Origin of the sequence: Enterococcus sp. DA9 (assembly GCF_008000875.1) — a bacterium.
Taxonomy (GTDB): Bacteria; Bacillota; Bacilli; order Lactobacillales; family Enterococcaceae; genus Enterococcus_B; species Enterococcus_B lactis.
The window spans coordinates 2,634,976-2,649,191 of sequence record NZ_CP042839.1; the positions used below are offsets into that span (position 1 = coordinate 2,634,976).

Below are 14,216 nucleotides of genomic sequence, written 5' to 3' on the forward strand. Positions count from 1 at the left end.
ACCTATTAATTGGCTGAATCAATAGGTACCTTCTTCTCCTTGTGATGTCAAGATTCTAGGGCCATCTTTAGTAATAGCCAATGTATGTTCATATTGGCAAGATAGTCCGCCGTCTCTTGTATAAGCAGTCCAACCATTAGGATCCATTTTCATTTTCCAAGTTCCGGTATTGACCATAGGCTCGATCGTGATGACCATACCTTCTTTCAATCGCAAACCTTTTCCAGCTTCTCCGTAATGAGGAACGGCTGGTTCTTCATGGATCGTCGGACCAACGCCATGACCAATAAAATCACGGACGATCGCTAGATTTTCACCTTCTACATATGTCTGGATAGCATGACCGATGTCGCCGATCCGATTTCCTACTTGTGCTTGCTCAATACCGATGTACAATGCTTTCTTCGTTACTTCCATCAATCGGTCGATCTCAGGTGTAGATTCTCCTACTACATAAGCCCAACAAGAATCGGAAATGCCGCCTTTCAAATCGATACACATGTCGACTTTTACCAAATCGCCGCTTTTCAAAGGTTTTTTACGAGGAAATCCATGACAAATTTCATCATTGATACTGATACAAGTCGCATATTCATACCCTTCGAAGCCAATTTGCGCAGCGATTCCTCCATGACTCTCGATATAGTTTCTGACAAATACCTCAATATCCCAACTTGTTATGCCTGGTTTGATAAAATCACGCAGATTTTTATGTACATCTGCCAATAAAGCGCCAGATTCTGCCATCATTTCAATTTCACGTGCTGATTTTAAAGTAATCATATTTTCGTCTCCTTTTTACAAATCTCTCTCATTTTAACATAGCGGCATACATTTAGCCAAATGACATTTCCCGTGTGTCTCTAGGTTTTATTTTCTTTTCAACGATGTTTTGGTATAATTCATAATTGTTAAATAATTTTAAACAAGGAGGCACATCATGGCTTTAGCAAAAATCGTATATGCTAGCATGACAGGAAATACTGAAGAAATCGCCGATATTGTTGCAGAAGCATTTGAAAATATGGATATCGAAGTCGAAATCAACGAATGTACCCAAGTAGATGCAGATGAATTCGAGGAGGCAGATATTTGCGTCGTAGCTACTTATACATACGATGATGGCGATCTTCCTGATGAGATTGTAGATTTTTATGAAGACTTGCAAGAGTTGGATCTATCAGGGAAAATCTACGGCGTCTGCGGATCTGGAGATACTTTTTACGATGAATTCTGTAAATCAGTGGATGACTTCGATGCTGCTTTTGGAAAAACAGGCGCATCAAAAGGCGCAGAAAATGTAAAAGTAGACTTAAATGCTGAGGAAGAAGATATCGAAAATCTAGAAGCTTTCGCTAAAGAATTAGTCGCAAAACTTTAATATGCTTGAGATATAAAAGAGCCGTCCAGATTGAATCAATCTAGACGGCTCTTTTATTGTATTCATGGAAGAGTTCTTCGGGAGTTAAAAATGTATACGCTGTAAGAAAAACGAAATTTTCCTTATGTTGACACATCTCTTGTTATCTACTGATTGGCGAAACTCTTGAGTATATTCAATCGATTTCGATTGGTTCTTTGAGATTCAAGATTGCATCAATGCTGTCTTGGATCATTTTTTCAATCTGCTCATCAGTTGGATGGATAATGCTTGAAGACATCAAAGCTGCAATCCCGGTAGCTATGATCCATGTACCGTTATGCAAGGATTCGATCTGTTCTTCTGAAAGATCCGCGTAGGCTGGGTCCCGTTTCACTGTATTCACAAAGTAAGTATAAGAGAAATTTTGCATCTCTTTTCCTCCACCATATTCTTCTAAGTACAGTGAACGATACAACTTCTTCTCTCTTCTTGCAAAATGGATATAATTAAAAGCAAGATCGATAATCGTATTCCCTGTATGCTCAACTGGAAACACTTCGTATTGCAAATAATCATAGATTTGCTCAAAAAGTGCTTGTCTCAAGTCATCCATATTTTTGAACTCAAGATAGATCGGCTGCGTGGAACAATTCATTTTGTTCGCAATGTTTCTCGCAGTAAATCGTGTAAATCCCTCGGTGGCAGCTACTTCATAAGCAGCTGCCAAAATCTGTTCTTTAGTAATCGTCTTTTTTCTTGCCATATTTTTTTAATCTCCTCAATTTTTTTATAACGCTTCCACCATTGATTAATTTCATTGTAACATGTTTTTTTGATATGCAAAATTAGTTTTCGATTTTCTTCACAAGCTAAAATAGCAAGTCGTGTCATAGAACGTGAAACGCAACCAGAAAAAAATAACCTCCTTTTTTTATTTAAAGCTACATTGTTTGAATCATGATTAAATGGTATCATGCTAATAGTTACCAGAAAAAATGGTGAGGAGGAATTTTTATTATGTTATCGAATTTTAATGAACTTCTAAAAAAATATGCACGCTTAATTGCAGAAACTGGCGTGGCCACAGAAAAAGGTCACACAGTCGTTTTACAGATCAGTGTAGACCAAGCACCCCTTGCTCGCTTGATCACACAAGAAGCTTACAAATTAGGAGCTGCTGAAGTCATCGTTCAGTGGACAGATGATCAGATTCAAAGAGAATTTCTTTTACATGCAGCAACAGATCGTATTGAGGATGTACCACAATCTAAAATCGTTCAAGCGGATGAATGGCTTGAAAAAGGAGCAAGCAGGATCAGTGTCGTTTCTGCCGATCCTGATGCGTTTGCCGGTGTAGACAGCCACCGAGTAGCAACTTATCAAGCAGCTGCCGGTAAAGCACTAATGAATTTGCGCAAGGCAACTCAGGCAAATAAAGTCAGTTGGACTGTTGTAGCTGCTGCTGGTAAACAATGGGCAGCAAAAGTTTTTCCAGATCTGCCAGAAGAAGAACAAGTTGATGCATTATGGGATCAAATTTTTAAAACAACTCGTGTCTACGAAGAAGACCCTGTTTTAGCATGGAAAAAACACGATGAGAAATTAGCAAAAAAAGCAGAAGAATTGAATCAAGAACAATTTTCTGCCCTGCACTACACTGCTCCTGGTACGGATATCATCATTGGATTGCCTAAAAACCATCTTTGGGAAGGTGCTGGAAGCTACAATGCTCGAGGGGAAAAATTCATGGCAAATATGCCAACAGAAGAAGTGTTCACCGCTCCTGACAGTCATCGTGTAGATGGGTATATTTCAAGTACAAAACCACTGAGTTATGCTGGTACGATCATCTCTGGTATGAAATTTACTTTCAAAGATGGAAAAGTAGTTGACTTTTCTGCCGAACAAGGCGAAGATGTCTTAGAAAAATTGCTTGATACCGATGAAGGTGCGCGTCGTCTAGGAGAAGTGGCACTTGTTCCTGACCCTTCACCTATTTCTCAATCTGGTATCATTTTCTTCAATACACTATTTGATGAAAACGCATCGAACCATTTAGCCTTAGGGTCTGCTTATGCCTTCAGTGTGAAAGGCGGTACAGAAATGTCCGATGAAGAATTAGCAGAAGCTGGTTTGAATAGAAGTCAAACCCATGTAGATTTCATGGTAGGATCTGACAAGATGGATATCGATGGTATCCGCGAAGACGGTTCTACAGTACCGATTTTCCGTAATGGAGATTGGGCTTGAGCAAAATCTTATTAGCACAAATAAAATAACGAAAAATATATAAAAAAGAGAGTGGGACAATAGTCAGAAAAAAATCTGATTATTGCCCCACTCTCTAGATATAAGTCAAAAAGATTGAACGTATTAGTGTACTTCCATTTTTCTCTTTTAAACTTCTCCTTCAACTTGCACAATGAATCTTTGCTCATGATTCCAATTAAATGCAGAAGATATCAACGCCCGATCAGTATGACCTCCTCTGGTCCAACTCATATAGTTCCCGTTTGACATATTTTCTATAAAAAATATATTTCCCAACGAATTCTGTCCGGCTGAATATAACTTCCACAGAGTCCCTACCCTCTCTTTGTTACTCGAGAAGTCCAAAATGCTTCCTCCACTATGCCAAATATATTGCGGTGTAAAATTCATACTTCCCGGAATCTGCTCCCGGATATAATAACCACCGGCATTTGCATTGTACTCCATTACCCAACGTTGGGTTGAGTCAGATTGATTATAATTTTCCATTGAAATTTCAAAATATAGAATAGGATTATGAGGTATGCGTGACACAGTAAGCGTTGTATCACTAGCAGCTCGAAGCGAAACAACTTTATTATTATATTCACTGGCATCCACCGTCCCAGTCCCTAAAAAACCACTACATAAAGATGTCAAGACGATTGTACTAAGTATCAATTTTGCTTTTTTCATTTTCTACTTCCTCCTTTTTTATCAAAGATTGAGAAACCCTTTAATTTCTCTTTTAAATGTTTTTTATATTTTTTATTAAGTGCTAAATAAGAAGATTCTTTATGTACTTATTCAAACTAACTAGGTATTTCAAATCGAACAAAAAACTTCTGACTTTCCAATTATTCTAGCTGTGAAGTGCTGTTTGTATCAACTATACTTAGTACTAATCCCACTTTCGAGATTCTCTATGTAGTGCGCCTGTACATTATGTGCCCAGATTAGCATAAAAAGTTAAACATACTTATGCCCACTAGAAAGGCTCTAGCTCCATAGCATTGGAAAAGCTACTCACCTACCAGTAAAACCACTTTGTTCTATTACCCTTGCATCTGCGAAAGCCCTAAGTAAAACAATCAATGTAGCGCTAAGAATCCATTTTTTTAATTTTTCTCCTTCTTTCATTTTTATTTTTATTTTTTGCTTTCCGTTTTAATGAAAATGTTTTTTTATCACCTTCCTTCAACAACAATTATACCCTTATATCAATAAAAATGAAGTTTTTTTAATTATAAAACATTTAATTTTTGTTGTTTTAAAATAAAAAAACCTGTACCACAAAGGATACAGGGGTTATTTATACGTTCCTGACTAACTATTACACGTCTTCTGTTGTGTTTGTTATTATAAGAAATGTTATCATAATAGGATTCCTTTTTGTTTGTGTTTTATTAAATTCGATTTTTTTTGGCACTTAATTTGGCACAAGTACTTGTTCACCTATTTATTTAGTATAATAAATTCCACCTTTACAAAAAGAACATTTGTTCGTATACTCTTTTCGAGGTGATCTTTATGATGGAAGAATTTATTAGAAAAAATATCAGTGATGAATATGCAGATTTTTATGAACAAAGCAACGAAAAAGATAAATTCCAGATGGATGTTTCAATTTTAGCTATATTAGCTTTTTCCGAAAATAAACACCCTGTAACTGCAAAAAAAGAAACGGTATTCTCTGAAGGCAAAATAAAAACTCGATATATATTAGAGGTAGAAACTAAGTTTAAAAACTGATTGGAGTAATGGTTATGCTTTTTAATGAGACACAATTATGGTTTAAATTCGATCCTTCAAATAGATTTATCAAAGACTTTTATAAAGTATGGAATTCAGAAGTTTTCTTTTTAGCAATCGAAGATAGCTTATTAATCAATCTCTACTATTCTAATAAGAACTACTTTAAAATCCCTGCTGCGAAAACGAGAATGAAGAAAGACGTATATTTTTTGTTTGATGTCGTGACTGACGTGCCAGACGCACGAAGCGATCATCGGCGTTATGACTATATAAAGTATACTTTCGTTGATCCAGAAAGGTATAAAGATTAAAGTAGGCTACCTAAAAAGGTAGCCCGGAATGGATTTTATCACCATACTTATGAAAGGAGATATTTTTAAGTTAGTATTAAGATTGTGTAATATGATGATATCTATATTTTATAGTATCAGTGCTATAAAATCAAAAATAAGTCACTAATTAACTATCACTCCAATTATAAGCCTTTTTTCTCACTTTTTTTCAAAAATATGGTATGCTTTTTAATGGCTTCAAATATAAAAGAGTTTAAAGCGTAACACACTTATGGGGGAGTGGTTTTTGGGGAACGCTTTAAACTCTTCTTTATTATCTCACAATTTAACCCAAATGTCTTTCTATTTAAAATCAAAGTAAAACTTTTCAAATATACAGAAGTATAACTATGTGCAACATCCTTTCATTAATCCATAAAAGGATACATAAAAAAGCCACTCATTTGAGTGGCAATGAAGAAAAGCTTTAGCTTGTATAGTACTCTTCAAAAAATTCTAACACACAACGATTCAAATGGCTACATTAATGTACCCTGTAGGACTCGAACCTACGACCGGACGGTTATGAGCCGTCTGCTCTAACCAACTGAGCTAAGGGTACGGAAAGCCATAAACAGTCAACCAGTAGAATGTGTGGCAACAAACCTGTTATCGCATATCTTGGAGTGTGACTATTTATGAGTGATAGTGAAGATATGCGACAACATCACTATTTTATCGAATGATTTTTATAGTTTTCAATATAATTATGTACCGCCCCTCATCGAGGGGCTATTTTTTATCGTTGCGGAATATTCAAGTACCAGCGTTTATCATGAAAATCTTGTGCTCCGCCTTTAGTGTTCCCTTCTGGATCATTCGTTGCACGCATCATGCATATATTTTTCTAATAGGCTAATTACGAATTTATTTTGTTATGATAAAATAAAATTTGTGAATTGGAAGGTGAAAGAATGTCAGAGGAACAACATAAATTAATAAAAACAGTAAATAATTTTTTACATTGGTATTTAGGTAAAGAATACACACCCAAAGATATCTTAGAATTAATCTTAACTATTGTAGCTATCGTTTTTGTAATATTTGGTTTTTTAAAAAACAAAACATACTATGAAGATGTGTCTCTAGAATTCTACTCTATAGATACGCAAGGAAAATATTTCCCTCAGAATATTTATGATGAAATAGCATTAGATGAAAGTCCCACAAAAATTGTTCTAGTTTCCCCTGCAAACGTGCCCATGAAAGTTGACATCATGAAATTTAAAGATATGAAAAACGATAGTGAACTTATATATAAATCTATGGGTTACTCTAAAACTATTGAGCCTGGTGATGCACTAAAAATTGCCTATACAGAAAGTGAAGGGATTCCTAATTATCAACTTCATATTTCAACAGAATATGGCGAAACAGATGTACCATTGATCTATAACGGAAGATACAACAATATAAATAAAACAAAAATAAAAGCTACTAGAAAAGTTATACCATATTTTTTAGACAAAATATTGAATTAACTATGTACCGCCCCTCATCGAGGGGCTTTTTTTAATATGATAGTACTTGACCTGGATAAATCAAGTTAGGATTTGATAATCCATTGCGCTGTGCCAGCGCTTGATACGTTGTGCCTAACTTAGATGCGATTGATGATAAATTATCGCCTGATCGAACAGTGTATGTTCTAGTAACATTTGCTATTCCGCTCACTTTTAGAACTTGTCCAGCATAGATCATATTCGGATTGCTTAGTCCATTTAACGAAGCAAGTGCTTGATACGTTGTTCCGTATTTTGCAGCAATCGAAGATAGTGTTTCTCCATATTGGACGATATGGGTTTGGATAGCAGCTGATGGTTTGTCTGGAACAGTTGTAGAATCTGGCAAGATTTCTACATTTGATTTTTCAATCCAAGATAAAATATTTGCAAGTAAAACTTTGTTGCCATTTATCTGTTGAACCTTGTAGCTTTCTCCTTTTACCCATTGTGGGATTGCTTCTCCAGTTGCCCAGTTTTTCGCTGAAAAATTCACTTTCACAGTGTCGCCCACTTTAATTTCTGATTTTGGCGTATCATTAGCTTCTTCCCCTGCATCCGTTGCTGGAGTATCTGTTGCTGGTTTATCTGAACCTGTATAACCATTGTCTGTAATGCCAGTTAAATCGATATTACCATCTAATCCACCAGCAATATAAGTTGAGGTAAATTGATAGATACCGATACCGTCCAGCGATGGAAAAATATTCCAGTTAGGAGTTAGCGTTACATTATAATCAGGATAAGCAGAGATCCATAGCGAATCTGGAAACTCTTTGATTACTTGCTGATAATAAGCATTAGCTAATAAAAACGGCTTTCCTGAATAAAGCATTGGAGTATAGCCTGCTGCTTTAATTCGCCGCATACCATAAAGAATGGCATCCGTATTAGCTTGCTTATTAGAAGATGCCCCACCCTCGAAATCAATCGCTACAATTGAACCTTTAGGCGTTTGAATCTTTGGCAAGAAATAATCCATCGTTTGTTTAGCAATTGCTGGGGAACCCCACACATCCCACCAAATATAGGTATGCGCTCGTTTGCCTTGCGCAATTGCAGAAGCAACTTGCGTGGAGTAGGTCCATTGGTCATATAAACCAGCTCCGTTATAACCACCAATTTGTGCAATAGCAAATTTATCATGAGCGTACCCAAATCTTCCGTTCTCCCCTTGATAAATCGACCAATCCACACCCTGATCATTTTTTGCAGCAAACCCATTAATTGGCAATAAAAAAAGAGCCGTTAACAGGCTCATCGCAGTAATAGTAATTTTCTTCTTCATTTGTTTCCTCCTATTTTTTTAAATTATAAGCCGACACACCAGTGATAACGCCTAAAAATGTTGCTACTGCATTGATAGTGAGTACTGTCATATCTGTTCCATTCCATCCATAGGCTTTCCCTAACGTTGCTACTAACACAGAAGCAGCTGGTAATACTGTTAAAACTGCCCATTTAATGACTTGATAATACTTATCTGGTAAAACCATTTCTTCTCACCTCCTTTACAATTTAGTCAAGAAATAGCCAATGATTGTAATGCCTAAACCGATCATGTAACCCCACGACCATTTATTATTGGCTTTCATCTCTTTGATATCTTCTGCATTATTAAGCGCAATAGAATATGCCTGATCCGCTCTATCTTTTGCACTTTCCGCTTTTTCGCGTAATGATTCGTAGTTATCCAACTTCGTTTCAATACGCACTAAGCGTTCTACCACGTCTTGTATTGCTTCGTCTTTCAACCAACTAGCCTCCTTTCGTTGTAAAATAAAAAACACCCTCTATTGAGCGTGTTGGTAGCAAAGTTAATCTATTTTATAAATACATTGACCTGCGGCCCAGGTAGTTCTTGAAGACCAGCCTAAGCCAATAGTAATTGTACCTTCAGTTACACCCGTAGAATGTTTCCATCCCTGCGTATCAAAAGTGGCTAGTGATACACCGCTAGACGTCCGTATCATACACTGATTATATTGTTTTTCATGAGGGATAGCCCAATCAGGTAGTTTGGCAATTTCTGTTAATTGATTATTATTTGTTCCATCTTTTACATTGAAGCTTAGAAAAACATATCCTCCTTCTAACTCTGCTGCAAACTGTGGGACTTGACCATTATCATTAGTAGGTGTAAAACCGTTAAGCAAACTTAATTCGGCATATTTTAAATAACCAGATGGACTATTCGTAGTGATATAATCTATTCCTAAGTCTTTCATCTTTTCAAATGAATTATATCCAACAGTCCACGCGCCAATTTTCAAGCGATTAGCATGTAGCAAGTTTACATTATCTTTAGTTAGAGACGCATTATTTTCATTTATATCTAAACCGCAAGGTAAACCGAGCGTTTTTAATTTTGTAATAACATCTGTATTAATTGTACCTTGATATACCCACTGTAATTCGTTAAAAGGAAATATCTCTCGCATTAAAACTAACATATCGTAGTTAAAACTGATAAATATAGTTTTTTCAGTCATCCCAATTCCATCAGAAATAGTTTTAATTAATTGAAGTTGCTCTTTTGTATATCCACCAGTAGCTTTTATTTCAACAACTGGTATTCTATTATTTTTTTTACATATCAATAAAAACTCTTCTAAATTAGGTGGAATTTTTTCATCATCAGTTAGCTTATCAACATTAGCACCTGTATCAATTCTTAAGGCTCTAAATTGATCATAGGTCATATCTGATATTTTTCCAGTACCATTAGTTGTTCTATCTACTGTTTCGTCATGCATAACTACCCAACGATTATCGCTTGTTAACTGAATATCTGTTTCTATCGCTTGGTGTCTATAAACATTTTCGAAAGCTACAATACTATTTTCTGGTGCGGTTGAATTGTTTCCTCTATGTGCAATCCAAGTTAAGCCATGTGTACTTTTATTCTGCGTGAATAAATTTTTATTTTGTAGTGTAGATATAGCTGTAGTGTTAGTGGAGATATTCGTTGTATTAGTAGCAATATTATTTTTATTATTAGCTATTTGTTTATTTAAGTCTGCTGATATATCTGAAAGGTTTTTGTTAACAATAGCTACTTTCCCATCGGTATAATTGTTTGCTTTACCAGTAATTTCAGAAATTTTAACATCTGTAGCAAGATTGTCTTCGACATATTCTGGTGCTAGATCCCATACATAATCTTTTGGATTGTTTGAGTCTCGCATGCCGATTCCTCGGTATTTATATTGCTCAATATTCGGGGTTCGGGTGTCGCCTTCCTCTAGTTTTAACCACTTAATTGTACATTGACCTACACTTGTGTTTGGTACCTGATAAATCTGCACTTGTGGGCTAGTAGGGTGTGAATCAGTACTTGCGGTAAATGTTGCAGACCAAGTATCAGTTACCCCTTCTACTGGCTTCAAATCACCAAATCCCCATGGACTTCCTGTAGCTTGCGTAAAGAATGGTCTAAAAACCTGTGTTGCTGGCTTAGTTCCTTCCAGTGTGATGGTATACTTCTTGCCTTTTACCATTGGTTTGGTGTTATAGGTTTTAATAAGATAGTTACTATTAGTAACTGGTTGTTGTGATTCTGGTTTAATTAGATTTTCACCTAAAGCCACCTTACTCAAATAATACGGCGCATCGAGTAAATTTGACTGGTATGGGGTGGCTGTTGAACCCTCTTCAATCTTAACATCGCTAACAATCACACTACCGTTTATATCACCGTCTACCCCAATGGATAAATAAAACCTTGATAAATCGTTGATTGCATAATTTACTACACCTGTACCCTTAATTGTTATTTCTTTTCCTACCTCTACACCTGTAGTGATAGCAGATAATAAAATCGTACCACTGTTAACTTTACGATAAGATACTTTCAGCTGGTCAATGTTACCAGTTGTACCTTCCTCTATTTTAACTTTTGCGCTTATAGTATACGTTTTGCCACTAACTAAACTAGGTATGGTACTTTGAGAATACGCCCAAATATTGTTGACCTTTTGAGTAGTTAAACGTATACTATTGTATCCTACGTCTGATATTAAGACATCACTATTGCCATCTCTCCTAAAATCAGAAGCTTTAATTACACACATTAAATTCGGATTCCCACTATAATCATAGTCCCCGAAGTCGATGCTGTTGGAGTACATCACATGCAAGTTACCTAACTTAGAAATTTCTTCTTTCAGAGCATCTAACTTGTCTTGTAGCGTTTTAGCTTGACCAGTTAAATCAGTAATCTGTTTATTTAAGCTATCCACTCTACCTTTAATTTCAGCCATAAAAGCATCAAAAGTTTCGTTATACTTTCGAATCAACTCTTCCAATTGCGAAACGTATTCATCAGCTTGGCCTTGCGAAATGTCAGACACTCCTAGTGAGAAAAAAATAATATCTTGCGTTGTTAAAATTTGATTATCTTTTCTATATTCTACGTAGCAGTGTTTATAGTATCCTGCTTCACTCATAAATGTGCCATCAAGAGAAAATGTGACTTCTTCACTAGTTACGCTAGTTGCAACACTATCTACGTAACGGTTAGATGGTGTTGTTCCTTTTAAAGTAAATGTTCCGCCACTCGTATCCATCTGTAAGCCATTTAAAAATGGTTTAACAGTCACCGTAATTCCTTTGTCACCTTGACGAGCCATAATAGCTTTGGTGTAGTTTAATTCTTTGCTGAAATCTAGAGCCAAATTATATAAACTGCTAGCCATTTATATACCTCCTTGTCTTCGTTTTAAAAACGTTTTTGGTCAAGCACTGTGCTATCATATGCTGTATCCTCTTTTAATCTAACATCTTCATACCCTAGACGGTGTGCCACTAAATTCCATCTAACTAATACGTTTGGCTTACTAGTTTCAATGATGAAATGGTCAATATCTTCATGAGTAACAGCACACAAAACTAGTTCTGTAGGTGTCACATGTGTCATATACCGACTTAGATTTACTGTCTCAGCAAACATGGGATCAATATCAACACGAACTTTACCATCATCACCTGTAACGGCTTCCCCATAATCAGCGAAATAATATTCTGGCGTTTCATAAGCGTTCAATAGTCGTTGTCCATAATGTTCTGTTGGTACGGTTGAGTTTTTAGTACCTCTAACAGTAAAATCTTTATATACTTGTACCGTTGATTGTTCAAACCTAGCAAGTTTCCCATCTTCCCATGAACCAAAAAAACAACCTGGCAATGTTAGCATACCATCACTAGTAAATTTCATAGTCCTGCCAGCTACCTTAAATTCCCATGAGTTACCCGCACTACCATCTATACCCAAAGAATTACCGTCGCCAGAAGTTACATAACTAGCATTGCTATATCTGAAATTTGGCGCACCAAAAGATAAAAACGGTCTGTTATTTCCATTATCCCACGTACTAAAAACCAAATTCCCCTGTGGATTTCTAATCATGAAACCACCACCAGTTTTCATGGTGTATGATACAATACCGGCATCAGCACTTACATAATCACGTGCTTCTAGCTCCATAATATCTTTGTTAACTTTTTTTGAATACCAAGTCATTTTGCCATTGGCAATACTTGTTCTATAATCAGTGCCATCACTAATTAATGTAGTACCTCTAATAGTAATCCCTACTATCTCACCAGCTGTAATAAACGAGGCATTGAATCCGCCATCTAGCGTCCATGCGGTGTCATACGTTCCATTAATACCAGTTTTAGAGAAACCAATACCAGCATTGTTAATTTGTAAAACATTCCGTGCGGTATTCTTATCTGGCGTGTCCATAATCAAAATACGACTAGGTGCTTCTTTAGGATCTAATAAAACATAGCCGCCATCTTGACCAGTAATCATATCAGTTTGATGATCTACAATATCATTGATTAAATCACTGATTCCGCCACCATTTTTCAATTGATCAATGGCATCATTAATCAAATTGCTTACATTATTCTCTGTATTTTCTAAGAAGTTTGTTTTGACGTTTCCTACAACTAATTTATCGTATGAATTAGTTAAAACATTAAACGTATATTCCACGATTCTCGCTGACATATTCACTTTTAACTGTGGATGATACACATCTACTCCGTCACCCATCGAAACTTTTTCTAGATCAACAAATTTTTCATAGCCTCTTTGATGCCTCAATGGTACTAATTCAATCGAACCACTCACTTGTGGTTTTTGTTTATCTATGTTTGTTTTCAACCAGTCTTTAGCAGCTTCCCTTAATGTGGCTACATCAGTTGCTTTGTCTTTAAAATCAACAAAAGAAACATATCCAGCAGGATAATCATCCACGTAATCCGTGAAAATAACTTTTTCTGGTAGAGTGATCTCATCTTCTCCTTCTGAAGAACTGCTAATGAATGGATAAACTCCAACTAAAACGCTTTGAGCATCTATCTCTAAGTCAAGACCAGTTAAGTTTTTAGTATAAATCGCTTTGATTTTATGATCCGTGCCTAGCCTTGTTTCGTGATGTAATGTATTATTATCTTTTAGAAATTCCCCATGGAATCGATCTAGAATAGATCCCTCTTTTCCACCAAAGAATTCTAAAAAATTCGCCTTTTCTATCTTCACATTAGCAAGCGTATCTACTAATGACGAGAAAGAAAACTGCGAAGGGATAGCTGGTTTCGCTAAAGCTTTTGCGTTTTGCCATGCCTGAGTAGCAGTGATCTTTTCTGTTCCACTGTCATATTTATTCAACACCGATTTTCTTATATCATTGAAAATAGGTTCAGCTTTTACTTCTATCGTATTTCCTATTACAGAAGTCTTTGCATAATAAATCCGTAGACGCTGTTTTGCTCGATTTTCATCTACATAACACTGAATAATACGTCCTTCTACAATCAAATCTGCATTAGTTCCGCTTATTGGATAAGTACCCTGAAATATCTCGGCTCCGTTTAATTTATTGCTAACAGTAGCTGTTAACCAGTCTGACAAAGCGCCTAAACCTTGCGTATCATATAAATGTTCAGCTAAATTATTCGCGTCGTTTTTATCATAAATAGTTATTAAATTATCGATCATCT

Annotated in this window: 13 protein-coding genes, 1 tRNA gene and 1 pseudogene; 5 read left to right on the plus strand and 10 right to left on the minus strand. The window is 36.0% G+C overall.

Features of this window, described 5'->3' with window-relative positions; all coding sequences use genetic code 11:
• Positions 1-18: 18 nt before the first annotated feature.
• Positions 19-783 (minus strand): type I methionyl aminopeptidase, encoded by a 765-nt coding sequence (gene map / locus FTX43_RS13680; protein ID WP_002292891.1) that lies wholly within the window; start codon positions 781-783, stop codon positions 19-21.
• Positions 784-940: 157 nt separating this feature from the next.
• On the opposite strand from map, the gene FTX43_RS13685 reads away from it, so the two are divergent.
• On the plus strand, positions 941-1,381 hold the full coding sequence (locus tag FTX43_RS13685; RefSeq protein ID WP_002292892.1) for a flavodoxin: 441 nt from the start codon (positions 941-943) through the stop codon (positions 1,379-1,381).
• Positions 1,382-1,556: 175 nt separating this feature from the next.
• Here FTX43_RS13685 and FTX43_RS13690 read toward each other — a convergent pair whose 3' ends face one another.
• Positions 1,557-2,126 (minus strand): TetR/AcrR family transcriptional regulator, encoded by a 570-nt coding sequence (locus tag FTX43_RS13690; RefSeq protein ID WP_002292894.1) that lies wholly within the window; start codon positions 2,124-2,126, stop codon positions 1,557-1,559.
• Positions 2,127-2,380: 254 nt separating this feature from the next.
• Here FTX43_RS13690 and FTX43_RS13695 point away from each other — a divergent pair, with 254 nt between their 5' ends.
• Positions 2,381-3,613 carry an aminopeptidase gene (locus FTX43_RS13695; protein WP_002292896.1) on the plus strand — a complete coding sequence of 411 codons (1,233 nt, stop codon included), beginning with the start codon at positions 2,381-2,383 and terminating at the stop codon, positions 3,611-3,613.
• A gap of 147 nt (positions 3,614-3,760) precedes the next feature.
• On the opposite strand, the gene FTX43_RS13705 is transcribed toward FTX43_RS13695, so the two are convergent.
• Complete coding sequence (locus FTX43_RS13705) at positions 3,761-4,309, minus strand: hypothetical protein (protein WP_147607127.1); 549 nt, start codon at positions 4,307-4,309, stop codon at positions 3,761-3,763.
• Positions 4,310-5,143: 834 nt separating this feature from the next.
• Here FTX43_RS13705 and FTX43_RS13710 point away from each other — a divergent pair.
• Together FTX43_RS13710 and FTX43_RS13715 are read left to right on the plus strand one after the other, a co-directional pair.
• Positions 5,144-5,365 (plus strand): hypothetical protein, encoded by a 222-nt coding sequence (locus tag FTX43_RS13710; protein ID WP_104869445.1) that lies wholly within the window; start codon positions 5,144-5,146, stop codon positions 5,363-5,365.
• A gap of 14 nt (positions 5,366-5,379) precedes the next feature.
• On the plus strand, positions 5,380-5,679 hold the full coding sequence (locus FTX43_RS13715; RefSeq protein ID WP_002340794.1) for a DUF5960 family protein: 300 nt from the start codon (positions 5,380-5,382) through the stop codon (positions 5,677-5,679).
• Between the two features lie 509 nt (positions 5,680-6,188).
• Here the strand turns inward: FTX43_RS13715 and FTX43_RS13720 are convergent.
• Together FTX43_RS13720 and FTX43_RS15460 are read right to left on the minus strand one after the other, a co-directional pair.
• A tRNA-Ile gene (locus FTX43_RS13720) sits at positions 6,189-6,262 on the minus strand.
• 177 nt (positions 6,263-6,439) lie between these two features.
• Positions 6,440-6,535 (minus strand): annotated as a pseudogene (locus tag FTX43_RS15460) (N-acetylmuramoyl-L-alanine amidase); the annotation flags it as partial.
• Positions 6,536-6,614: 79 nt separating this feature from the next.
• Here FTX43_RS15460 and FTX43_RS13730 point away from each other — a divergent pair.
• Entirely contained in the window at positions 6,615-7,181 is a 567-nt protein-coding gene (locus tag FTX43_RS13730; protein WP_016627840.1) for a hypothetical protein, read from the plus strand.
• A 31-nt stretch (positions 7,182-7,212) separates the two neighbouring features.
• Here the strand turns inward: FTX43_RS13730 and FTX43_RS13735 are convergent, their stop codons facing one another.
• The 5 genes from FTX43_RS13735 to FTX43_RS13755 form a co-directional block, all read right to left on the minus strand.
• Positions 7,213-8,490, minus strand: coding sequence for a LysM peptidoglycan-binding domain-containing protein (locus tag FTX43_RS13735; RefSeq protein ID WP_086314952.1), 1,278 nt, complete (start codon positions 8,488-8,490; stop codon positions 7,213-7,215).
• A 10-nt stretch (positions 8,491-8,500) separates the two neighbouring features.
• Positions 8,501-8,698: a phage holin gene (locus FTX43_RS13740; protein WP_099746308.1), complete on the minus strand. Its 198-nt coding sequence runs from the start codon at positions 8,696-8,698 to the stop codon at positions 8,501-8,503.
• 15 nt (positions 8,699-8,713) lie between these two features.
• Positions 8,714-8,956 carry a hemolysin XhlA family protein gene (locus FTX43_RS13745; protein ID WP_002322123.1) on the minus strand — a complete coding sequence of 81 codons (243 nt, stop codon included), beginning with the start codon at positions 8,954-8,956 and terminating at the stop codon, positions 8,714-8,716.
• Positions 8,957-9,019: 63 nt separating this feature from the next.
• Positions 9,020-11,899: a glycerophosphodiester phosphodiesterase family protein gene (locus FTX43_RS15525; RefSeq protein WP_147606603.1), complete on the minus strand. Its 2,880-nt coding sequence runs from the start codon at positions 11,897-11,899 to the stop codon at positions 9,020-9,022.
• 23 nt (positions 11,900-11,922) lie between these two features.
• Complete coding sequence (locus FTX43_RS13755; RefSeq protein WP_147606605.1) at positions 11,923-14,214, minus strand: phage tail spike protein; 2,292 nt, start codon at positions 14,212-14,214, stop codon at positions 11,923-11,925.
• Between the last annotated feature and the right edge of the window lie 2 nt (positions 14,215-14,216).